This is a genomic window from Paraburkholderia sp. 2C, from assembly GCF_054589215.1.
This window is the reverse complement of sequence record NZ_BAAILL010000004.1, coordinates 1-23,094: the sequence shown is the minus strand read 5'-3', so window position 1 is coordinate 23,094 and position 23,094 is coordinate 1. Positions and strand designations below refer to the sequence as shown.

21 protein-coding genes and 1 pseudogene are annotated in these 23,094 nt (G+C 63.5%); 21 read left to right on the top strand and 1 reads right to left on the bottom strand.

Translation table 11 applies throughout. The features are described 5' to 3' along the window. The first annotated feature begins 80 nt into the window (after positions 1-80). The 16 genes from ACYPXD_RS00130 to cysM all read left to right on the top strand — a co-directional run bounded on the left by ACYPXD_RS00130 (position 81) and on the right by cysM (position 17,041). A complete protein-coding gene (locus tag ACYPXD_RS00130) occupies positions 81-710 on the top strand; it encodes a DUF2059 domain-containing protein (protein WP_459706096.1) in 630 nt (209 codons plus the stop codon). A gap of 155 nt (positions 711-865) precedes the next feature. After that, positions 866-1,948, top strand: a complete 1,083-nt coding sequence (gene serC, locus ACYPXD_RS00125) for a 3-phosphoserine/phosphohydroxythreonine transaminase (RefSeq protein WP_459706095.1) — start codon at positions 866-868, stop codon at positions 1,946-1,948. Between the two features lie 57 nt (positions 1,949-2,005). Next, positions 2,006-3,088: a prephenate dehydratase gene (pheA, locus tag ACYPXD_RS00120; protein ID WP_459706094.1), complete on the top strand. Its 1,083-nt coding sequence runs from the start codon at positions 2,006-2,008 to the stop codon at positions 3,086-3,088. A gap of 201 nt (positions 3,089-3,289) precedes the next feature. Beyond that, complete coding sequence (hisC, locus tag ACYPXD_RS00115; RefSeq protein ID WP_459706093.1) at positions 3,290-4,402, top strand: histidinol-phosphate transaminase; 1,113 nt, start codon at positions 3,290-3,292, stop codon at positions 4,400-4,402. Positions 4,403-4,469: 67 nt separating this feature from the next. After that, complete coding sequence (locus ACYPXD_RS00110; protein WP_459706092.1) at positions 4,470-5,444, top strand: prephenate dehydrogenase; 975 nt, start codon at positions 4,470-4,472, stop codon at positions 5,442-5,444. Between the two features lie 56 nt (positions 5,445-5,500). After that, the gene (aroA, locus tag ACYPXD_RS00105) at positions 5,501-6,805 is read left to right on the top strand and encodes a 3-phosphoshikimate 1-carboxyvinyltransferase (protein ID WP_459706091.1); all 1,305 of its coding nucleotides are present in this window, start codon (positions 5,501-5,503) and stop codon (positions 6,803-6,805) included. Positions 6,806-6,872: 67 nt separating this feature from the next. Beyond that, positions 6,873-7,556, top strand: a complete 684-nt coding sequence (gene cmk, locus ACYPXD_RS00100; protein ID WP_459706090.1) for a (d)CMP kinase — start codon at positions 6,873-6,875, stop codon at positions 7,554-7,556. Between the two features lie 219 nt (positions 7,557-7,775). Continuing rightward, positions 7,776-9,488 (top strand): 30S ribosomal protein S1, encoded by a 1,713-nt coding sequence (gene rpsA, locus ACYPXD_RS00095; RefSeq protein ID WP_459706089.1) that lies wholly within the window; start codon positions 7,776-7,778, stop codon positions 9,486-9,488. A gap of 22 nt (positions 9,489-9,510) precedes the next feature. Then, complete coding sequence (locus ACYPXD_RS00090) at positions 9,511-9,843, top strand: integration host factor subunit beta (protein ID WP_075157810.1); 333 nt, start codon at positions 9,511-9,513, stop codon at positions 9,841-9,843. A gap of 299 nt (positions 9,844-10,142) precedes the next feature. Continuing rightward, positions 10,143-10,436, top strand: a complete 294-nt coding sequence (locus ACYPXD_RS00085; protein WP_075157809.1) for a LapA family protein — start codon at positions 10,143-10,145, stop codon at positions 10,434-10,436. 66 nt (positions 10,437-10,502) lie between these two features. Further along, positions 10,503-11,678 carry a lipopolysaccharide assembly protein LapB gene (gene lapB / locus ACYPXD_RS00080; protein WP_459706088.1) on the top strand — a complete coding sequence of 392 codons (1,176 nt, stop codon included), beginning with the start codon at positions 10,503-10,505 and terminating at the stop codon, positions 11,676-11,678. Between the two features lie 156 nt (positions 11,679-11,834). After that, entirely contained in the window at positions 11,835-13,250 is a 1,416-nt protein-coding gene (locus ACYPXD_RS00075; protein ID WP_459706087.1) for a UDP-glucose dehydrogenase family protein, read from the top strand. After that, entirely contained in the window at positions 13,204-14,223 is a 1,020-nt protein-coding gene (gene rfaE1, locus ACYPXD_RS00070) for a D-glycero-beta-D-manno-heptose-7-phosphate kinase (protein ID WP_459706086.1), read from the top strand. The genes ACYPXD_RS00075 and rfaE1 overlap by 47 nt, the downstream gene beginning before the upstream one ends. Before the next feature lie 97 nt (positions 14,224-14,320). Next, positions 14,321-15,313: an ADP-glyceromanno-heptose 6-epimerase gene (gene rfaD / locus ACYPXD_RS00065; RefSeq protein ID WP_459706085.1), complete on the top strand. Its 993-nt coding sequence runs from the start codon at positions 14,321-14,323 to the stop codon at positions 15,311-15,313. A 113-nt stretch (positions 15,314-15,426) separates the two neighbouring features. Beyond that, the gene (locus ACYPXD_RS00060; RefSeq protein ID WP_459706084.1) at positions 15,427-15,792 is read left to right on the top strand and encodes a ComEA family DNA-binding protein; all 366 of its coding nucleotides are present in this window, start codon (positions 15,427-15,429) and stop codon (positions 15,790-15,792) included. 346 nt (positions 15,793-16,138) lie between these two features. Then, positions 16,139-17,041 carry a cysteine synthase CysM gene (gene cysM, locus ACYPXD_RS00055; protein ID WP_459706083.1) on the top strand — a complete coding sequence of 301 codons (903 nt, stop codon included), beginning with the start codon at positions 16,139-16,141 and terminating at the stop codon, positions 17,039-17,041. 190 nt (positions 17,042-17,231) lie between these two features. On the opposite strand, the gene mltB is transcribed toward cysM, so the two are convergent. Further along, positions 17,232-18,605 carry a lytic murein transglycosylase B gene (gene mltB / locus ACYPXD_RS00050; protein WP_459706082.1) on the bottom strand — a complete coding sequence of 458 codons (1,374 nt, stop codon included), beginning with the start codon at positions 18,603-18,605 and terminating at the stop codon, positions 17,232-17,234. A gap of 391 nt (positions 18,606-18,996) precedes the next feature. Here mltB and ACYPXD_RS00045 point away from each other — a divergent pair, with 391 nt between their 5' ends. The 5 genes and pseudogenes from ACYPXD_RS00045 to ACYPXD_RS00025 all read left to right on the top strand — a co-directional run. Further along, positions 18,997-19,920, top strand: coding sequence for a histone deacetylase family protein (locus ACYPXD_RS00045; protein ID WP_459706081.1), 924 nt, complete (start codon positions 18,997-18,999; stop codon positions 19,918-19,920). A gap of 118 nt (positions 19,921-20,038) precedes the next feature. Continuing rightward, a complete protein-coding gene (locus tag ACYPXD_RS00040) occupies positions 20,039-20,881 on the top strand; it encodes an enoyl-CoA hydratase (RefSeq protein ID WP_459706080.1) in 843 nt (280 codons plus the stop codon). A gap of 185 nt (positions 20,882-21,066) precedes the next feature. Next, entirely contained in the window at positions 21,067-22,101 is a 1,035-nt protein-coding gene (locus ACYPXD_RS00035; RefSeq protein ID WP_459706079.1) for a methionine ABC transporter ATP-binding protein, read from the top strand. Continuing rightward, complete coding sequence (locus ACYPXD_RS00030; RefSeq protein WP_459706078.1) at positions 22,091-22,744, top strand: methionine ABC transporter permease; 654 nt, start codon at positions 22,091-22,093, stop codon at positions 22,742-22,744. The genes ACYPXD_RS00035 and ACYPXD_RS00030 overlap by 11 nt, the downstream gene beginning before the upstream one ends. Positions 22,745-22,997: 253 nt before the next feature. Continuing rightward, positions 22,998-23,094, top strand: a pseudogene (locus tag ACYPXD_RS00025) (electron transfer flavoprotein subunit beta/FixA family protein); the annotation flags it as partial.

The window sequence follows — 23,094 nt, the reverse complement described above, 5'->3', positions numbered from 1 at the left end:
GGGCGTGAGTCCGCACATCGGATGGGCCGATGCGCGGTCCGCGCGGCGGGCAAGTAACCCATTTCTTTCAGGGAGTAGTGATGCAAAAACGATTCAAGCTGTGGATGATGCTGGCCGCGTTCGTGCCGACCTTCGCGATGGCGCAGGCGCTGCAGAGTCAGCAACCGGCACCGGGCGCTGCCGCTCCCGCAGCGCCTGCCGCCGCGCCGATCGATCCGGCCAAGCAGGCCGCGATCAAGAACCTGCTCGACGCAATCGACGCGCAGAAGCTCGTCGGCGCGATCGGCAACAGCGCCCAGATGCAGGCAAAGCAGCTCGTGCCGGCCATCCTGTCGGACGCGCTGTCTGAAAACAAGACGATGACGGACAAGCAGAAGCAGGCATCGGTGCCGACGCTGCAAAAGAACGCCGTGCCGAAGCTCGTCGACTCCGCAGGTCAGGTGTTCGCGACCGACAGCTTCCGCCAGGATGCGATGCAGGCTCAGTACGACGCGTACGCGAAGTATTACTCGACGCAGGAAATCAACGACCTGACGGCGTTCTACAAGAGCCCGACGGGCCGCAAGTTCATTCAGGTGCAAGATCAGGTCGGCCGCGACGTCGTGAACGGCCTGATGCAGAAGTACATGCCGCAATCGATCAAGGCAACGCGCGATCAGGCGGACAAGGAAGTCGCATCGGTGTCTTCGGCCAAGCCGGGCGCCAAGTAAGCCGTAGGCTCTGCTGACGTCGGGCCGCCGGCATGGCGGGTTCCCGGCGTCGATGCGATAATGGCCGTTTGCGCGAGCGCGCAGACGGCCATTCTCTTTTTGGGCGCAAATCAGGTCCTTTTATGCTCCGCGCGCCCGCTTCCGGAACTCTCACGATGCGCGTCTTCAATTTCTCCGCCGGCCCTGCTGCCTTGCCCGAAGAAGTGTTGCGTCAAGCAGCCGACGAAATGCTCGACTGGCGCGGCAGCGGCATGAGCGTGATGGAAATGAGCCATCGCGGCAAAGAGTTCATGTCGATCCACGAAGAAGCGCTCGCCGATCTGCGCGAGTTGCTCGCGATTCCGTCGGGCTATCAAATCCTGCTGCTGCAGGGCGGCGGGATCGGCGAAAACGCGATCGTGCCGATGAACCTGTTCGGCACGAAGCCGCGCGCCGATTTCGTGATCACCGGTTCGTGGTCGCAAAAGTCGCTGAACGAAGCGAAGAAGTACGGCAGCGCGCACGTCGCCGCGAGCGGCCAGACGGCCGACGGTTTCACGCGTGCGCCCGCGCGTGCCGAATGGCAGCTGTCCGACGATCCCGCCTACGTGCATCTGTGCACGAACGAAACGATCCACGGCGTCGAGACGTTCGACATTCCCGATCTTGGCGACATTCCGCTCGTCGCCGATGCGTCGTCGCACATCCTGTCGCGCCCGATGGACGTCGCGAAGTACGGCGTGCTGTTCGGCGGCGCACAGAAGAATATCGGCATCGCGGGCGTGACCGTCGTGATCGTCCGCGAAGATCTGCTGGATCGCGCGATGCCGATCTGTCCGTCGGCGTTCGAATGGAAGACGGTCGCGCTCAATAATTCGATGTACAACACGCCGCCCACCTACGCGATCTACATCGCCGGGCTCGTGTTCAAGTGGCTGAAAAAGCTGGGCGGCCTGCCCGCGATCGAAGCGCGCAACGTCGAAAAAGCGAAGCTGCTGTACGACACGATCGACACGAGCAGCTTCTATCTGAACAAGGTCGAACGCGGCGCGCGGTCGCGGATGAACGTACCGTTCTTCCTCGCCGACGAATCGCGCAACGAAGCATTTCTGGCCGGCGCCAAAGCGCGCGGGCTGGTGCAGCTGAAGGGCCACAAGTCCGTCGGCGGCATGCGGGCGTCAATCTACAACGCGGTGCCGCTCGAAGGCGTCAAGGCGCTGGTCGAGTACATGAAAGAGTTTGAACGGAAGAGCGCGTGACCGAAACTCCGGTTTTCGCGCACGCATGGGACGATACAGCCGTGGCAAGTCACTAGCATGGACGACGAACTTAACTCACGCCTCAAACCGCTGCGCGAGCGCATCGATGCGCTCGACGCGCAGCTGATCACGCTGCTCAATCAGCGCGCCGCAGTCGCGCTCGAAGTGGGCGAGGTCAAGAAGCACTTCAACGCGCCGGTGTTCCGCCCGGAACGCGAACAGCAGGTCATCGCGCGGCTGCAGGAAATGAGCGATGGGCCGCTCGGCGGCGATCATATCAGCGCGATCTGGCGCGAGATCATGGCCGCGAGCCGCGCGCTCGAAAAGAATATTCAGGTCGCGTTTCTCGGGCCGGTCGGCACTTATAGCGAACAGGCGATGCACGAGTACTTCGGTCAGTCGATCGAAGGGCTCGCCTGTCCGTCGATCGACGAGGTGTTTCGTTCGGTCGAAGCGGGCGCCGCGGAATTCGGCGTCGTGCCGATCGAGAATTCGACCGAAGGTGCGGTGTCGCGCACACTCGATCTGCTGCTCGAAACGCAACTGCTGATCGGCGGCGAACTCGCGCTGCCGATTCACCACAATCTGATGACGCTAAGCGGCGATCTGACCGGCATCAAGCGCGTGTGCGCGCATCCGCAGGCGCTGGCGCAATGCCAACGCTGGCTGTCGACGCACGCGCCGCATCTCGAGCGCCAGTCGGTGTCGAGCAATGCGGAAGGCGCGCGGCTGGCGGCTGCGGACCCGACGGTTGCCGCGATTGCCGGCGAGCGCGCGGCCACGCAATATGGCCTGCAGATCGCGTACTCGCTGATCCAGGACGACCCGCACAACCGCACGCGCTTCGTGATGATCGGCAAAGAGCCGTCGGGGCCGAGCGGCTACGACAAGACGTCGCTGATCGTATCGGTGGCGAACGAGCCGGGCGCGATGTTCAAACTGCTCGAGCCGCTCGCGCAACATGGCGTGTCGATGACGCGCTTCGAGTCGCGCCCGGCGCGCGTCGGCACGTGGGAGTACTACTTCTATATCGATCTCGAAGGTCATCGCGACGATCAGTCGGTATCGGCGGCGCTCGCCGAGCTCGATCAGAAAGCGGCCTTCCTGAAGATTCTGGGCTCGTATCCGCGCGCACGCTGAACGGCTCACGCGGCGCGCGCGCGAGGGGCGGCAGGCAAGGCAAACGCCGATTCATGCGCCGCTTGATGTGTATGCCGGGTTTGTGCACCTCTCGTCCGCCGGTCGGCGCGCCGCTACCGCGCCGGCCGTTCCGATACACCAGCAAGGCGGGCGCGCTTCACCCTTAATCCAGAAAGTCGACTTGTCGACCGGAGATACAACATGACTACGACCTACGGCCCTTCTTACGTGCGCGCGATTGCGCCTTACGTCGCCGGCAAGCCGATCTCGGAAGTCGCGCGCCAGTTCGGTCTCGACGAAGCGCGCATCGTCAAGCTCGCGTCGAACGAAAACCCGCTCGGCCTGCCGGAGTCCGCGCGGCGCGCGATGGCGCAGGCGGCAAGCGAACTCGGCCGTTATCCCGATTCGAATGCGTTCGAATTGAAAGCAGCGCTGTCCGCGTCTTACGGCGTGCCGGCCGAATGGGTGACGCTCGGCAACGGCAGCAACGACATTCTCGAACTGGCCGCGCATGCCTTCGTCGAAAAGAGCCAGTCGGTCGTGTACTCGCAGTATTCGTTCGCGGTTTATGCACTCGCGACGCAAGGTGTCGGCGCGCGTGCGATCGTCGTGCCGGCCGTCAGGTACGGCCACGATCTGAATGCGATGCTTGCCGCGATTGCCGACGATACACGTCTCGTGTTTGTCGCGAACCCGAACAATCCGACCGGCACGTTCGTCGACGGTCCGACGCTTGAGGCGTTTCTCGAGAAAGTGCCGCGCAACGTGGTGGTCGTGCTCGACGAGGCTTACACGGAATACCTGTCGGCGCAGCACCGTTATGACTCGATTGCATGGGTGCGCCGCTATCCGAACCTGCTCGTGTCGCGCACGTTCTCGAAGGCCTTCGGCCTCGCGGGCTTGCGTGTCGGTTTCGCGATCGCGCAGCCTGAGCTGACCGATCTGCTGAACCGCGTGCGCCAGCCGTTCAACGTGAATACGCTTGCCCAGGCCGCGGCGGTCGCGGCGCTCAACGACAAGCCGTTCCTCGAAAAGAGCGCGGCGCTCAACGCAACGGGTTACCGGCGCCTCACCGAAGCGTTCGACAGGCTCGGCCTCGAGTACGTGCCGTCGCATGGCAATTTCGTGCTCGTGCGCGTCGGCGATGACGACAGCGCCGGCGATCGCGTCAATCTGGCACTGCTGAAGCAGGGCGTCATCGTGCGTCCGGTCGGCAGCTACGGTTTGCCGCAATGGTTGCGCGTGACAGTCGGTCTTCCCGAAGAAAACGAAGCATTTCTCGCGGCGCTCGAAAAGACGCTTGCTGCTGTCTGAGCGCTTGACTCCGATCCGCGCGCCGGCGGTCTCGAACCTTTGCGGCGCGCTTTTTATCTGACCTCAAGTGGCTGCGTTCTCTTTTGACAAACTGGTAATTTTCGGCGTCGGGCTGATCGGCGGATCGTTGGCGCGCGCGTTGCGTGAGCGCAGCGAAGCAGGTTATGCAGCGGGCAGTGAAGCGGGCAGTAAATCTGCCGGCGCGCGCAAGGTGATCGGCGTCGGCCGCACGGCAGCGTCGAGCGCACGGGCGCTCGAGCTCGGCGTAATCGACGGCGCGGCGGCACTCGACGACGACCGCGCGCTTGCCGATGCGCTCGCCGGCGCCGACATCGTGCTGCTTGCCGCGCCGGTCGCGCAGACCCAGCCGCTGCTCGAGCGCATCGCCCCGTTCCTCGACGCGGCGACGATCGTCACCGATGCGGGCAGCACGAAAGCGGATGTCGTTGCCGCGGCGCGCGCCGCGCTCGGTGCGCGCATTGCGCAGTTCGTGCCAGGCCATCCGGTCGCGGGCCGTGAAGCAAGCGGCGTCGAGGCGGCCTTGCCCGATCTTTATGTCGACCGTAACGTCGTGCTGTGTCCGCTGCCGGAAAACGCGAAGGCGTCGGTCGATCGCATCGCCGATATGTGGCGCGCGACGGGCGCGACCGTGCATGAGATGGCGCCGCCGCAGCACGATCGCGTGCTCGCGTCGGTCAGTCATCTGCCGCACGTGCTTGCGTTCGCCTACGTCGAGCAGATCCTGCAGTCGCGGGACGCGGCGCTGCGCTTCGCGTTCGCGTCGGGCGGCTTTCGCGACTTCACGCGCATCGCTGCATCGAGCCCCGAAATGTGGCGCGACATCTGTGTGGCGAACCGCGATGCGCTACTCGAGGAAATCGACAGCTACACTGCGGTTCTCGCCGCATTGCGCGCGGCGATCGAAGCGGGTGACGGCGCGGCGCTCGAAGCGGTCTTTGCGCGTTCGCGCGCGGCGCGCGCGGACTGGCAGCACCGTGCGGCACAGCCGGCGGCAGCGAACGCCGGCGAATCATCGAAATAAGCGCCAGACAGGCGTCGAAACAAGCGTCGAAATAACAGAAAACTGGACCACCCATCATGGAATACCTCGATCTCGGACCGTTTTCCCGTGCGTCCGGCACGATTCGTTTGCCCGGCTCGAAGAGCATTTCGAACCGCCTACTGCTGCTCGCGGCGCTCGCGGAGGGCGACACGACGATCACGAATCTGCTCGACTCGGACGACACGCGCGTGATGATCGCCGCGCTCGAAAAGCTCGGCGTGAAGCTGAAGCGCGACGGCGACGTGTGCGTGGTGACCGGCACGCGCGGCGCGTTCACCGCGAGAAACGCGGACCTTTTTCTCGGCAACGCGGGTACCGCGGTCCGCCCGCTGACGGCCGCGCTTGCGGTGAACGGCGGCGACTATCGCGTGCATGGCGTGCCGCGCATGCATGAGCGGCCGATCGGCGACCTCGTCGACGGCCTGCGGCAGATCGGCGCGACGATCGAATACGAGGAGAACGAAGGGTATCCGCCGCTGCGCATCCGTCCGTCGCAGATCGCCGTCGATGCGCCGATCCGCGTGCGCGGCGACGTATCGAGCCAGTTCCTGACCGCGCTGCTCATGACGCTGCCGCTCGTGCGCAGCGCAAGCGGCGTGACCGTGGTCGAGATTGACGGCGAGCTGATCTCGAAGCCGTATATCGAGATCACGACCAAGTTGATGGCGCGCTTCGGCATTGAGGTTCAACGCGACGGCTGGCATCGGTTCACGGTGCCGGCAGGCGCGCGCTACCAGTCGCCGGGAACCATCATGGTCGAAGGCGATGCGTCGTCGGCGTCGTATTTTCTGGCCGCCGGCGTGCTCGGCGGCGGGCCGTTGCGCGTCGAGGGCGTCGGGCGCGCGAGCATCCAGGGCGACATCGGCTTTGCCGAAGCGCTGAATCGCATGGGTGCGAACGTATTGATGGGCGACGACTGGATCGAAGTGCGCGGTGTCGGCCGCGACGACGGCAAGCTCGAGCCGGTCGACATGGACTTCAACCTGATTCCGGACGCCGCGATGACCGTCGCGGTCGCTGCGCTGTTCGCCGATGGCGCGACCACGTTGCGCAATATCGCAAGCTGGCGCGTGAAGGAAACCGACCGGCTTGCCGCGATGGCGACCGAATTGCGCAAGGTCGGCGCGAAGGTCACGGAAGGCGACGATTACCTCGTTGTCGTGCCGCCCGCGAAACTCACGCCGAACGCCGCCATCGACACCTACGACGACCACCGCATGGCGATGTGCTTTTCGCTCGTGAGCCTCGGCGGCGTGCCGGTGCGGATCAACGACCCGAAGTGCGTCGCGAAGACCTTCCCCGATTATTTCGAGCGCTTTATTGCGCTCGCCCAGCCATAACTTCGCGATAATTTACCGGGGCAGCGTGGTCCCACACGAACTGACGCGCGACTGACTATTACATTAGATGAAACCGACTCGTCCCTTTCACCAGACGCCCGTCATTACGATCGACGGCCCGACTGCCTCCGGCAAAGGCACCGTGGCCGCCCTGGTCGCCGCCCAACTGGGCTTCCACCTGCTCGATAGCGGGGCCCTGTACCGGCTGGCCGCACTCGCGAGCATCCGCTACAGCATCGCGCCCGATGATGCCGATTCCCTTGCGAAGCTGATCGACGATCTGCATATCACGTTCCGCGAGGGGATTGCGCAGCTCGACGGCGTCGACGTCTCATCCGAGATTCGCGCCGAAGAAGTCGGCAACCGCGCGTCGGCGATCGCCGTTCATGCGCCGGTACGGGCCGCGCTGGTCGCGCGGCAGCGCGCGTTTCGCAAGGTGCCTGGGCTCGTCGCCGATGGCCGCGACATGGGCACCGTGATCTTTCCCGATGCGGGTCTGAAGGTGTTTCTGACGGCAAGCGTCGAGGCGCGCGCTGCGCGCCGGCATAAGCAATTGATCCAAAAAGGTTTTTCTGCTAATATGGATGACTTGCTTCGGGATTTGCGCGAACGCGACGAGCGCGACAGCAAGCGTACCGCCGCGCCGCTCAAGCCTGCAGCGGATGCGAAGCGCCTCGACACCTCCACGCTGTCGATCGACGAAGCGGTCGATCAGGTGGTGCAGTGGTATCGATCCGATGTCAAAGCCTGAGGTCGAGGCTGGAAAGCAAAGCGGCGTCGTACCGGCGTCATACCGGTAACCAGCCAGTAGCAAAGCAGCAGGAAGTTGGTGTTCCGGCCGTGTGGCGGAACTTATGTTAACCCCTTAACCCCGTGTGGCCTTCGGAACTCTCGCAGTTGCCCGCTATTTGCCGGATCTCGCTAGCAAGACCGGCCGGGCGCCGAAAAAGCCATACTAATTCAGATTTTTATGTCCGACCTGCAAACCTCTACCCCGAATACCGAATCTTTTGCGGCTCTGTTCGAAGAGTCGCTGACCAAGCAAGACATGCGCGCCGGCGAAGTGATTTCGGCCGAAGTCGTGCGTGTCGACCACAACTTCGTGGTCGTCAACGCTGGTCTGAAGTCCGAAGCCTACATCCCGCTCGAAGAGTTCCTCAATGACGCGGGCGAGGTAGAAGTGCAGGCGGGCGACTTCGTTTCCGTCGCGATCGACGCACTCGAAAACGGCTATGGCGACACGATCCTGTCGCGTGACAAGGCCAAGCGTCTCGCCTCGTGGCTGTCGCTGGAAAAGGCGCTCGACAACAACGAACTCGTCACCGGCACGATCACGGGCAAGGTCAAGGGCGGCATGACCGTGATGGTCAACGGCATCCGCGCGTTCCTGCCGGGTTCGCTCGTCGACACGCGTCCGGTCAAGGACACGACGCCGTACGAAGGCAAGACGCTCGAATTCCGCGTCATCAAGCTCGATCGCAAGCGTAACAACGTCGTGCTGTCGCGCCGTGCCGTCATCGAGGCGACGCAGGGCGAAGAGCGCGCAAAGCTGCTCGAAACGCTGAAGGAAGGCGCGATCGTCGAAGGCGTGGTCAAGAACATTACCGACTACGGCGCGTTCGTGGACCTCGGCGGTATCGACGGCCTGCTGCACATCACCGACATCGCATGGCGTCGTGTGCGTCACCCGAGCGAAGTGCTGTCGGTTGGCCAGGAAGTCACCGCGAAGATCCTCAAGTTCGACCAGGAAAAGAACCGCGTTTCGCTCGGTATCAAGCAGCTGGGCGACGATCCGTGGGAAGGCATCTCGCGCCGTTACCCGTCGGGCACGCGTCTGTTCGGCAAGGTCACGAACATTACCGACTACGGCGCGTTCGTCGAAGTGGAATCGGGCATCGAAGGCCTCGTCCACGTGTCGGAAATGGACTGGACCAACAAGAACGTTGCACCGTCGAAGGTCGTGCAGCTGGGCGACGAAGTCGAAGTCATGGTCCTCGAGATCGACGAAGACCGCCGCCGTATCAGCCTCGGCATGAAGCAGTGCAAGCCGAATCCGTGGGATGACTTCAGCCGCAACTTCAAGAAGGGCGACAAGATTCAGGGCGCGATCAAGTCGATCACCGACTTCGGCGTGTTCATCGGCCTGCCGGGCGGCATCGACGGTCTGGTTCACCTGTCGGACCTGTCGTGGAGCGAAAGCGGCGAAGAAGCGGTTCGCAAGTACAAGAAGGGCGACGAAGTGGAAGCGGTCGTGCTCGGCATCGACGTCGAGAAGGAACGCATTTCGCTCGGTATCAAGCAGCTCGAAGGCGACCCGTTCAGCAACTTCGTTGCGATGAACGACAAGGGTTCGACGGTCGACGGCGTGGTGAAGTCGGTGGACGCGAAGGGCGCGGTTGTCACGCTTAGCGCGGAAGTCGAAGGTTACCTGCGTGCTTCGGAAATCGCGCAAGACCGCGTCGAAGATGCGCGCAACGTGCTGAAGGAAGGCGACAAGGTCAACGCGATGATCATCAATATCGATCGCAAGTCGCGTGGTATCAACCTGTCGATCAAGGCGAAGGATTCGGCCGAACAGCAGGAAGCGATGCGCGGCCTGCAGGCCGAGAACAGCGCGGCGGCAAGCGGTACGACGAACCTCGGCGCGCTCCTGAAGGCCAAGCTCGACGGCCAGAACCAGTAAGCCTTAAGAGGTCTGCTGCAGAATGACCAAATCGGAATTGGTCGCCCAACTGGCTACGCGATTTCCGCAGCTTGTTTTGAAAGATGCGGATTTCGCGGTGAAGACGATGCTCGATGCGATGTCGGAGGCTCTGGCCAACGGCCATCGCATCGAAATTCGCGGCTTCGGCAGCTTCGGCCTCAATCGCCGCCCGTCGCGAGTCGGGCGCAATCCGAAGTCGGGGGAAAAAGTGCTGGTGCCCGAGAAGTACGTGCCGCACTTCAAGCCTGGCAAGGAACTGCGTGAACGGGTCGACCGGCGTGCCGGCGAACCGTTGAAGGCCGGCGCAGCCGACGTGTCGGACGACGATCAGTAAGTTGCCTTGGCACCGCCAAACGGCAAAGACCAGAAAGCGCCTTATGGCGCTTTTTTTTCGTCCGCGCGATTTATCCGCGCATTCGTGTGCTTTCGCGAGTGTTTCGTCAGCCCGTTTCGCGACGCGCCAGTCGTGGCCGCAGCGAGGCTGACACCTCGGTTTCCCCGTCGGAGCGAGCTTGCGCGCACGGGCAGGGGCTTCATTTACAATACGGGGCACTTCGGCGCGGGCAAACACCGTGGCGCGATGCGTCATCAAGCCGGCGTCCTCCCCGCAACCGCCGTCACGAGATACATAAAATGAAATTTATCGTCTGGTTGATCCGCGTGCTGGTGTTCGTGCTGCTGCTGGTGCTTGCACTGTCCAACACGCAGCCCGCCACGCTGAATTTCCTCGCCGGTTATGCATGGCAAGCGCCGTTGATTCTGATCGGCCTGGCGTTTTTTGGTGTCGGCCTGGTGGCAGGGCTCGTTTCGGCGTTGCCGGGCGTGTTCCGGTTGCGTCTCGAAAACGGCCGGCTCAAGCGCGAGTTACGTGTCGCGCGCGAAGCGCCGGTCGTCGTCGAAGAGCCGCCGCTGCCGCCGCTGATTTAAGCATTCCCGCGTTGCGCCCGATGTCCGGCGCAACTTCCGCTTTTTGCGCATTTCCGCTCATATCGCATGGATCTGGACTTCTGGTGGCTGCTCGTCATTCCTGTCGCGTTCGCGTTCGGCTGGATTGCCGCGCGTTATGACCTCAAGGCGCTGTTGTCCGAAAGCGCGAACCTGCCGCGCTCGTATTTCCGCGGCCTGAACTTCCTGTTGAACGAACAGCCGGACCAGGCAATCGACGCGTTTATCGAAGTCGTCAAGCTCGATCCGGAGACGATCGAACTGCATTTCGCGCTCGGCAACCTGTTCCGGCGCCGCGGCGAGACCGACCGCGCGATCCGCGTGCATCAGAATCTGCTGAATCGGTCCGATCTGCCGGTGGCCGAACGCGATCATGCGTTGTACGAACTCGGCCAGGACTTCCTGAAGGCGGGTTTGCTCGATCGCGCGGAGGAAACCTTCCGGATGCTGGAAACCGGTGACCGCGCGCTCGGCGCACAGCGCGCACTGCTCACGATCTACGAGATCGAAAAGGATTGGCATAAGTCGATCGAAACCGCGGAGCGGCTCGAAACGATGGGCGCGGCGCCGCTGGGCAAGGAGATTGCGCAGTTCCACTGCGAACTCGCGCAGGAAGCGCTGCAGCAGAAGAAGCCCGACGAAGCGCAACGCCAGCTCGATCTCGCGCTGCGGGCGAACCCGCAGAACGTGCGCGCGACCATCCTGTTCGGCGACGTCGCCGCGGCGGCCGGCGCGCACGAGAGGGCGATCGGCGAGTGGCGCCGCGTCGAGGAGCAGAATTCCGCTTACCTGCCGCTCGTCGCCGAAAAGGTGATGAAGGCGTACGAAGCATTGAGCCGCCCGGAAGAGGGGGCGGACGTGCTGACGCAGTGGGTCGACGACTACCCGTCGAACGATCTGCTGGACGTCGGCTATCAGTACGTCGCGGCGCTGCGCGGCCTGGATGCCGCGCATACGCTGGCGCGCACGCAGATGCAGAAGTCGCCGAACCTCGCCGGCATGATGCGCTTGCTCGAAGCGCAGCAGGCGAAAGCCGAAGAACCGCGCCGCAGCGAGCTCGAGCTGATGCGTACGCTGATCCGTCAGCGCACCAAAAATCTGCCACGGTATACGTGCCAGAATTGCGGCTTTCGGGCGCGGCTCTTTTATTGGCAATGTCCGGGCTGCAGCGGCTGGGAGACGTACGCGCCGCGCCGGGTCGAGCCGATTACGGCATCGAGCTGAGCCGGAGAAGGCCGCAAGGCAGCAAAGCGCAATCAAAAAAACAGACACTCCAACAGCAGAACCACCGAAGCGGGAACCAGCACCCGGCGCGCAGCCGGGCGCTCTCACCGGACCTACTACCGGATAGCACTACCGGACTCAACTACCGGAAAGCGTATGAAAGTCACCATCATCGGCACGGGTTACGTCGGCCTCGTCACAGGCGCGTGTCTCGCGGAAATCGGCAACGACGTGTTTTGCCTCGACGTCGATCCGCGCAAAATCGACATCCTGAACAGCGGCGGCGTGCCGATCCACGAACCGGGTCTGAAAGAGATCATCGCGCGCACGCGAGCGGCGGGGCGCATCACGTTTTCGACCGACGTCGAAGCGAGTGTGCGGCATGGCGACATCCAGTTCATCGCGGTCGGCACGCCGCCCGATGAAGACGGCTCCGCGGACTTGCAATACGTGCTCGAAGCGGCGCGCAACATCGGCCGCTATATGACCGGTTTCAAGGTGATCGTCGACAAATCGACCGTGCCGGTCGGCACCGCGGCGCGCGTGCGCGAAGCGGTCGGCGAGCAACTGGCCGCGCGCGGCATCGCGGGCGGCCTGGAGCAGGCGTTCTCGATCGTCTCGAACCCGGAGTTCCTGAAGGAGGGCGCAGCCGTCGAAGACTTCATGCGCCCCGATCGCATCGTGATTGGCAGCGACGACGATGTGCCCGGCGAAAAGGCGCGCGAACTGATGAAGCGCCTCTATGCGCCGTTCAATCGCAACCACGAACGTACGATGTACATGGACGTGCGTTCGGCCGAATTCACGAAGTACGCGGCCAACGCGATGCTCGCCACGCGCATCTCGTTCATGAACGAGATGGCGAATCTCGCGGAACGCGTCGGCGCCGACATCGATGCGGTGCGGCGCGGCATCGGCTCGGACCCGCGTATCGGCTACCACTTCCTGTATGCCGGCGTCGGTTACGGCGGCTCGTGCTTTCCGAAAGACGTGCAGGCGCTGATCCGCACCGGCAGCGAGTCGGGCCACCCTCTGCGCATTCTCGAAGCGGTCGAGGAAGTGAATCACGAGCAGAAGGAAGTGCTCGTGCGCAAGATCACGGCGTCGCTCGGCGACGATCTCCGCGGCCGCACGTTCGCGGTCTGGGGACTCGCATTCAAGCCGAACACCGACGATATGCGCGAAGCGCCGAGCCGCCGCCTGATCGCGGCGCTGCTCGCGCGTGGCGCGACGGTGCGCGCCTACGATCCGGTCGCGATCGAAGAAGCGCGCCGCGTGTTCGCGATCGATCTGCACGACACGCCCGAGCAGCAGGCGCGCCTGCAATTCGTCGGCACGCAGGACGAAGCGTTGACCGGCGCGGACGCGCTCGTCGTCGTGACCGAATGGAAGGAGTTCAAGAGCCCGGATTTCGCGCATCTGAAATCGGCCTTGAAATCGCCGTTGATTTTCGACGGCCGCAATCTGTACGAACCGGAGGCGATGACCGAACTCGGCATCGACTACCACTCGATTGGACGTCCCTATGTCGCAGCAACCGACTCTACAACCGACGGCGGCGGCCGTGCCTGATTCCATCCTCGATACCGCGACGCCGGTGCCCGAGGCCGCCATCGTGCCGCGCGAGCAGCTCGCGCATGCGCGTGTGCTGGTGGTTGGCGACGTGATGCTCGACCGCTACTGGTTCGGCGATGTGAACCGCATTTCGCCCGAAGCGCCGGTGCCGGTCGTGCATGTGCAGCGCCAGGAAGATCGCCTCGGCGGCGCGGCGAACGTCGCGCGCAACGTGTCGGCGCTCGGCGCGAAGGCGGGCCTCCTGTGCGTGGTCGGACACGACGAGCCCGGCGAGCGCATCGTGCAACTGCTCGGCGACAGCGGCGTCGATCCGCATCTCGAGCGCGATCCGGCCTTGCCGACCACCATCAAATTGCGCGTGCTGTCGCGCCAGCAGCAGCTGCTGCGCGTCGACTTCGAGAACCTGCCCACGCACGAAGCGCTGCTCGCGGGCCTCGCGCGCTACGATGTGCTGCTGCCTGCTCACGACGTGATCCTGATGTCGGACTACGCGAAAGGCGGCTTGACGCACGTGACGAAGATGATGGAAAAGGCACGCGCGGCAGGCAAGCCCGTGCTCGTCGACCCCAAGGGCGACGAATGGGAACGCTACCGCGGCGCGACGCTGATCACGCCGAACCGCGCGGAATTGCGCGAAGTGGTCGGCGGCTGGAAATCGGAAGCGGATCTGCTCGCGCGCGTCACGAGGCTGCGCGCGGAACTCGACATCGCCGCGCTGCTGCTCACGCGTTCCGAAGAAGGCATGACGCTCTTCTCGAACGACGGCGTGCTGCACGCCTCGGCCGTGGCACGCGAAGTGTATGATGTGTCGGGCGCGGGCGATACCGTGATCGCGACGCTCGCGGTGATGCTCGGCGCGGGTCTGCCGCTCGCCGAAGCCGTGTCGCTCGCGAATCGCGCAGCGGGCATCGTGGTCGGCAAGCTCGGCACCGCTACCGTCGACTACGACGAACTCTTTCACCCGCACTGATGCCGCGCCGCCGCTTATCGCCGTGTGGCGGCGCGCGCCGATATCGAATCGGGCTCATCGCATTCACCCTATCCACTCCCATCAGGCAGGGACGACCATGACTCTCATCGTCACCGGCGCGGCCGGCTTTATCGGCAGCAATATCGTCAAGGCGCTTAACGAGCGCGGCGAACACCGGATTATCGCCGTCGATAACCTGACGCGTGCAGACAAATTTAAGAATCTCATCGACTGCGAGATCGACGACTATCTCGACAAGACCGAATTCGTCGAACGCTTTGCGCGCGGCGACTTCGGCAAGGTGCGCGCGGTGTTTCACGAAGGCGCGTGCTCCGACACGATGGAGCACAACGGCCGCTACATGATGGACAACAACTTCCGCTACAGCCGCGCCGTGCTCGACGCGTGTCTCGCGCAAGGCGTTCAGTTCCTCTATGCATCGTCGGCGGCGACCTACGGCGGGTCGGACCGCTTCGTCGAGGATCGCGAGTGCGAGCGGCCGCTCAACGTGTACGGCTACTCGAAGTTCCTGTTCGATCAGGTGATTCGCCGCGTGTTGCCGACGGCTAAAACGCAGATCGCGGGCTTTCGCTATTTCAACGTCTACGGCCCGCGCGAGTCGCACAAGGAACGCATGGCGTCGGTCGCGTTCCACAACTTCAACCAGTTCCGCGCGGAAGGCAAGGTCAAGCTGTTCGGCGAGTACAACGGCTATGCGGCCGGTCAGCAGACGCGCGACTTCGTCTCGGTCGAAGACGTCGCCAGGGTCAACCTGTTCTTCTTCGATCACCCGGAGAAGTCCGGCATTTTCAATCTCGGCACGGGACGCGCGCAGCCGTTCAACGATATCGCGTCGACGGTCGTCAATACGCTGCGCGTGCTGAAACACGAACCGGCGCTGTCGCTCGCCGAGCAGGTGCAACGCGGCCTGATCGAATACGTGCCGTTCCCCGACGCGCTGCGCGGCAAGTATCAATGCTTCACGCAGGCAGATCTGACGAAGCTGCGCGCAGCCGGCTATGACGCGCCGTTTCTGACCGTGCAGGAAGGCGTCGATCGTTACGTGCGCTGGCTATTCGGCCAGGTGTAAATCTTTCGCAGACCTCCCTAAACTAGCGCCAGCGGTTGGCGATCTTCACCGGCCGCTGTTGAAGACTGTTGAGTCAGTCGCGTGAGTTGAGTCTTTGTTTCAGGGAGGTTTATATGCTTAAAAAAATTCTGGTTACCGCGGCGATGCTCGCCGCCTTCGGTCAGCAGGCGTATGCGGTCGTGGACGTCAACACGGCGAATGAGGACGCGCTGCGCACCATCAAAGGCATCGGTCCGGCGAAAGCCAGGTCGATTCTCGACGAGCGCGAAGCGCACGGGCCGTTCAAGGATGGGGCCGATCTCGCGAAGCGCGTCAAGGGCATGGGCGGCCATACGGTCGAGCGCCTCCAGGCGGAGGGACTCGCGGTCGGCGCTAGCGCACCGGCTGTCGCTGCTTCTGGCGCGCAGAATGCGGCTGCTGCAAACACGAAGGCCACGCCTGCCGGCAAGACCGACACGGCGGTCGTTGTGAAGAAGTAGCCACAACCGTCGGGTACGTCGGGTACGTCCGGTACGTCGGGTATGCGTGCAGCGGCGCCGCACGCGTACCCGCGAGCGTTGATCACACGTCCTTTTATGGTTGGAGAGACACTGTCGACTCCTTCAGCCGTCGTGTCAGATGACTGGCTCCCGCGGCCTCGCGTGCAATGCCCCATGTGTTCGCGTTTGTGCTGCTGCATCGGCCGCGGGCTTTTTGCGTTGGTAAACACGCTGTTTTCCGCGCCGGGTCTCCACCTGCACGGCATGGCGGGGCGGCGGGCAAAAGCAGCGTGGTTTAGAATCAATCCATTCAGGAACTGAAGCGCACGATCCGTACGCAACCGATATGACTTACAAAACGATTGAAGACACGATCGGCAACACGCCGCTCGTACAGCTCGTGCGAGTCGTCGACGACGAAATCCGCAGCCGCAACAATGTCGTGCTCGGCAAGCTCGAAGGCAACAATCCGGCGGGCTCGGTGAAGGATCGCCCGGCGCTCTCGATGATCAAGAAAGCGGAGCAGCGCGGCCGTATCAAACCGGGCGACACGCTGATCGAAGCAACGAGCGGCAACACCGGCATCGCGCTTGCAATGGCCGCTGCGGTGCGCGGCTACAAGATGCTGCTGATCATGCCCGAGGACCTGTCGCTCGAACGCCGCCAGAGCATGGCCGCATACGGCGCGGAGATTCTGCTTACGCCGGTAACGGGCGGCATGGAATATGCGCGCGACCTCGCCGAACAGATGCAACGCGAAGGCAAAGGCATCATCCTCGATCAGTTCGGCAACCCGGACAACCCGCTTGCGCACTACGAAACCACAGGCCCCGAAATCTGGCGCGATACCGAAGGGCGCATCACGCACTTCGTGTCCGCCATGGGCACGACGGGCACGATCATGGGTACGTCGCAGTACCTGAAAGAACAGAATTCGCGGATTGAAATTATCGGCGCGCAACCCGAAGAGGGCTCGCGCATTCCGGGCATTCGCAAATGGCCGGAAGCGTATCTGCCGAAGATTTTCGATCGCAGCCGCGTCGATCGCGTCGAGAACGTGAGTCAGGCTGCATCGGAAACGATGGCGCGCCGGCTGGCGTCGGTCGAAGGCATCTTTTGCGGCATCTCGTCGGGCGGTGCGTGCGAAGTTGCGTTGCGTATGGCGCGGCAGGTCGAGAACGCGACGATCGTTTTTATTGTCTGCGATCGCGGTGACCGTTATCTGTCGACCGGAGTGTTTCCGGCCTGAGGCGCTGACTTTCTCGCCGACGGACCAGTCGGCTAGTCGTACTTCATGATGAGAAATCCCCAAGGGTTGGATTGGTGTCCAACTCCGGGGGCCACTTCAAATTCGCTGCCCGGCGCTTTTTTCTGCACTCTGGTTATGCGGCGTCGATGAATCGAATCACGTCGCAACTGCACGCCGACCGCGCAACAAGCTACTGCATCTCGGGCGCTGGCGCACCACCACCGTTCGCACCATTTGTGCCGTTAGTACCGTTAGTGCCGTTAGTGCCGTTAGTCCCATTCAAGCCCGGCGCGCCATTCACCCCATTCGTTCCACTCGCGCCGCCGGCATTGATCCCGCCCGTCGCTGCAAACTGCGCCTTGACCCGCTGACCGAGCTGATAAACCGCCAGTGCATAGAAGAAGCTGCGGTTATAGCGTGTCAGCACATAGAAGTTCTTGAGCCCGAGCACATACTCGGTCGGCCGCCCCGGCGACGGCAAATCGACGACCGTCACCGGCGTTCCCGCTTCGGACGCCGGGTTGAACGACGGCTCATTCATCAGCATGCCGGCGCGCAGCAATTGCTCCAGCGACCAGTGCGGCTCGGGCTGCCCGTTCGCCGCGGCCTGCGCAATGCCGAGACTGCCGGTATCCGACGCGATATTCCACACGACGGGCCGCCCCGTCTCCCAGCCGTTCTGCTTCAGATAGTTCGCGACGCTGCCGATCGCATCGGCCGCGCTCGTGCGCAGATCGATCGTGCCGTCGCCGTCGTAGTCGACCGCGTATTGAATGATGCTGCTGGGCAGGAACTGCGGAATGCCGATCGCGCCCGTGTACGAGCCGAGTACCGAAGTCGGCTCGATCTGCGAGTCGCGCGTCCAGACCAGAAAGTCCGCGAGATTCTTGCGAAACGTCACTTCGCGTTCAGCGCGATTGGGCGTGTTGGGGTAGTCGAACGTCAGCGTCGTCAGCGCGTCGAGCACGCGGAAGTTGCCCATATAGCGGCCGTAGATCGTCTCGACACCGATAATCCCGACAACGATTTCCGGCGGCACGCCGAACTGCTCGTACGCGCGCTGCAGCGTCGCCTGATTCGCGCGCCAGAACTTCACGCCCGCATTGATACGCACCGTGTCGAGAAAGCGCCCCTGATAGGCGCGCCAGTTCTTCACGGCCGGTGTGGGCGCGGGCGTGACGAGCTTGACCGCGGTCGCCGAGTAGCTGACTCGCGCAAACAGGTCGTGCAGCATGCTCGCGTCGAAGTCGTAGCGCGCGACCATGTCGTTGATAAACGAATCGACATCGCCGTTGTTCGCGTAACGCTGCGGAATGATCTCTTCCTCGAACGTCTGACCTTGCTGCACCGGCTGTTGCGGCTGCGCTTGCGCGACCACGATGCGCGGCTTCTGCGGCGTGCCCGGGCTTGCGCCGGTGGTCTGCGCCGCTGCCGGACCCGCTGCCGCGAACATGCACGATGCGACGATGGAAAGCGCGGCGGCTATGGCGGTGGTACGTAGCCGGGATCGTGCGGGCAGAGCGGGGAAGTGAGGCAAGGCGGGCAAGTCGGGGCGAAAGGTCATGGGGTCGACGTGTGCGATGCGGATGGATGTGACGGATGGGTGACGAAGCGTACTGATGGCACGAATGTGTGCGAAAGCGATCCGGCGCAGTATACCCGACGATGGTCGGCCAAAATGATGCAGGAACATTGCAGCGCGCGGCGATGCGTGACATTGTGCGGGCCGCGGCAGCATCACTTCGGGCTGCGGTCGGGCAGTACGCGGCCTGATCGCGCGCTGTGGTAACTTGACGATATGCGAAGCGCGGCTGGGCCTGATCTTTAGGGCGCCCCGTTGCGATGCCGAGAAACAATCGCGAGCAGTGAGCGCGACGAAACGGCGCGATCAAGGCGCGATCAAGGCGCGACCCGCAAGCGCGATGCATCCCCGCGACGACTGATGGCTACGACCCATGGCAACTGGTTTCTACTCCCACGCGGACTGTCTGCAGCATGAAATGGGGCATTGGCATCCCGAGTGTCCGGCGCGCCTGCAGGCAATCGAAGATCAGCTGATTGCAGGGCGCATCGACGCATTGATCGAGCGCGAATCGCCGCCGCTTGCCGATGAAGCGGACTTGCTGCGCGTTCACACGCAAGCGCATGTCGACCATATCCGCCAGGCTTCCCCGCACGAAGGCTACGCGGCGATCGACCCGGATACCTCGATGAATCCGCATTCGCTGCAAGCCGCGTTGCGGGCGGCGGGCGCGGCGGTGGCGGCGACCGACGCAGTCATCGCAGGCCGCTTCGACAACGCGTTCTGCAGCGTGCGGCCGCCGGGCCACCACGCGGAGCCGGCCCGCGCGATGGGCTTCTGCTTCTTTAACAATGTCGCGATTGCGGCCCGCCATGCGCTCGACGTGCATGGGCTCGAGCGCGTCGCGATCGTCGACTTCGATGTGCATCACGGCAACGGCACCGAAGCGGCGTTCGCGGGGGACCCGCGCGTGCTGATGTGCAGCATTTTTCAGCATCCGTTCTATCCGTACAGCGGCACCGAGAACCAGTCGAGCAACATGGTCAACGTGCCGATCGCCGCGCGCTCGAAGGGCGACGTCGTGCGCGAGGCCGTCGATCTGCTGTGGCTACCGCGTCTGCACGAGTTCAAGCCGCAGATGCTGTTCGTCTCCGCGGGGTTCGACGCGCATCGCGAAGACGATCTCGGCAACCTCGGACTCGTCGAAGCCGACTACACGTGGCTGACCGAACAGATTCGCCATATTGCGGACCGGTACGCGAAAGGGCGTATCGTCAGTTGCCTCGAGGGCGGGTATAACCTGTCGGCGCTGGGCCGCAGTGTCGTCGCGCATGTAAAGGCGCTGGCCGGGTTGTAAGGCGTACGCGTCCGTCGCGCCGCAATCGCACCAGGGCAGGGTAGTACACAGCAAGAAACACAAGCCGCAAAAGAGCGCCGGCCCAAGGCGCCACCGGAAGAGACTTAAGGAGACAATCATGAGCGCACCCGCGCAGCCTGATTCGCTTTCTCAACCGGCGCGAGACAGCGAGCCCGAGCCCGGCTCGCTCGTCGAAGTCGAGTACGGTGCGTACGGCACGCCCGGCGTCGTGCGCCTGACGTTGAACCGGCCCGCGGCATTCAATGCGCTCACCGAAGCGCTGCTCGAAGAACTCCACACGCAGCTCGCCGCACTCGAAAAATCCGCTGCACGCGTCGTCGTGCTGGCCGGCGCGGGCCGCGCGTTTTGCGCGGGTCACGACCTGAAGGAAATGCGCGCGGCGCCTTCGCTCGACTACTACCAGCGGCTTTTCGCGCGCTGCACGAAGACGATGCTGACGATCCGCCGCCTGCCGCAACCCGTGATCGCGCGCGTGCACGGCATCGCGACGGCCGCCGGCTGTCAACTGGTCGCGATGTGCGACCTCGCGGTGGCGGCCGATACCGCGCGTTTCGCGACGTCGGGCGTCAACTTCGGCCTCTTTTGCGCGACGCCTTCGGTGCCGCTGTCGCGCAACGTCATGCCGAAGGCCGCGCTCGAAATGCTGCTGACCGGCGAGTTCATCGATGCGCTGGCCGCGAAGCAACAGGGCCTCATCAATCGTGTCGCGCCGCTCGACGGACTCGACGCCGAGGTTGCGGCACTCGCCGCAAGCATTTGCGCAAAGCCGCGCGACGCGGTGAGCACGGGCAAGGCGCTCTTCTACCGTCAGCTCGAAATGGGCGTCGAGGCCGCGTATCAGCTCGCTAGCCAGACGATGGCCTGCAACATGATGATGGACTCGGCGCTCGAAGGCGTGCAGGCCTTCGTCGACAAGCGGCCGCCCGCATGGCGCCGGTAGCCCACCACAGTCACGTGGCTACACGCGCCAAATTCCCTGTGGTTATGAAAAAATCGAAAATGATTATTAAAGCGCATGACACGCATGCGGTAAAATCGCGCGTCTAATCCGAAATAAAAGCAGCGGCGGAGATTGCCGGTCGCGATGCGCAAAGCGCTCGCCGGCAATAGTCCGCCGTTTTTTTCATGATCGAACTTCGCAATATTTCGCAGCGCTTTGCCGGCCCACGAGGTCCGATCGACGCGCTGCATAACGTCAATCTGTCGATACCGTCGGGCGAGGTATTCGGCATCATCGGCCGCAGCGGTGCCGGCAAGAGCACGCTGGTGCGCACCATCAACCTGCTGACGAGGCCGACCGAAGGCAATGTCGTGGTCGGCGGCCGCGATCTGACGACGATGTCCGCGGGCGAGCTGCGCGACGCGCGCCGCGAGATCGGCATGATCTTCCAGCACTTCAACCTGCTGTCGTCGCGCACGGTCTTCGACAACGTCGCGCTGCCGCTCGAGCTGACGGGCATCAAGCGCGCCGAAATCGAAGCGGCCGTGCTGCCGCTGCTCGATCTCGTCGGCCTCTCCGCGCAGAAGGACCGTTATCCGTCGCAGATCAGCGGCGGGCAGAAGCAGCGCGTCGGCATTGCGCGCGCGCTCGCGAGCCGGCCGAAGGTGTTGCTGTCGGACGAAGCGACTTCCGCGCTCGATCCCGAAACCACGCGCGCAATTCTCGACTTGCTCAAGCGCATCAATCGCGAACTCGGCCTCACGGTCGTGATGATCACGCACCAGATGGATGTGATCAAGCAGGTGTGCGACCGCGTCGCCGTGCTCGATGCGGGCCGCGTCGTCGAACAGGGCAAGGTGATCGACGTGTTCCTGCAGCCGCATCACGAAGTGACGCGTGCGCTGATCGGCGACGTGATCGCGCAGGAATTGCCGCCCGCGATGAAGGCGCGCGTCGCCGCCCGTCTGCAGACGGGCAGCGGCCATCTGCTGCGGCTTGCATTCAGCGGCTCGGGCGTCGATCAGCCGATCCTGTCGGAGACGATTCGCCGCTATGAGCTCGACTTCAACATCCTGCACGGCCAGATCGACGAGATTCAGGGCCAGGCATTCGGTTCGCTCGCGGTGCTCGCGGGCGGCGAGCCGGCGAAGGTGGCCGAAGCGATCGCGTTCCTGCGCGAACAGCATGTCGTGGTCGAGGAGATGGCGTATGTCGAGTGAAATGTTCGACATGTTCGTGCAGTCGTTCTGGGAGACGCTCGTGATGGTCGGCATCTCCGGAGCGGTCGGCGCGCTGGCCGGCTTGCCGCTTGGCGTGCTGCTCTACCTGACCGATCGCGACGGCGTATTGCAGAACCTGCCGTTCAATCGCGTAATGGGTGTGGTCATCAACGCGGTGCGCTCGACGCCGTTCATCATCCTGCTTGTCGCGGTGATTCCCTTTACGCGCCTTGTCGTCGGCTCGTCGATCGGCACGGCGGCGGCCGTCGTGCCGCTGACGATCGCGGCCGCGCCGTTTATCGCGCGGCTCGTCGAAACCGCCTTGCGCGAAGTCGATCGCGGCTTGATCGAAGCCGCCCAGGCGATGGGCGCGACCACGAGCCAGATCGTGTTCAAGGTGCTGTTGCCCGAATCGCTGCCCGGCGTCGTTGCGGGGCTCACGATCACGTTTATTTCGCTCGTCGGCTATTCGGCGATGGCCGGCGCGATTGGCGGCGGCGGGCTTGGCGACCTCGGCATCCGCTACGGGTATCAGCGCTTTCTGCCCGAAGTGATGCTCGTGGTCGTGGTGATCCTGATCGTCTTTGTGCAGCTTGTTCAGTCGTTCGGCGACTGGCTCGTGCGGCGGCTGAGCCATAAGTAGGCGCGCGTCGCGACCTCGCGCGCTGCGGATTAGAGGCGCCGGTCGAACGCATGTCTGGCGCGCCGCGTGTTTTTGAGATTAAATGGTTTGAATAGTACGACCGTTCGCTATTGACGTCGCCTTCGACGGCGAACGCAGTCCCCGCGCAATCCATGACGCGTGATACGGCCTTGCGGGCATGCGGGCTGGGCGCCTGGGGGCTGTCGTTATAATGTCCGTCAGGTTGACGTATTCGTAACTTTGGAGCGTGTGCATGAAAATTCTGGTGCCAGTCAAAAGGGTGGTCGATTACAACGTGAAGGTGCGCGTGAAATCGGACCACACGGGCGTGGACATTGCGAACGTGAAGA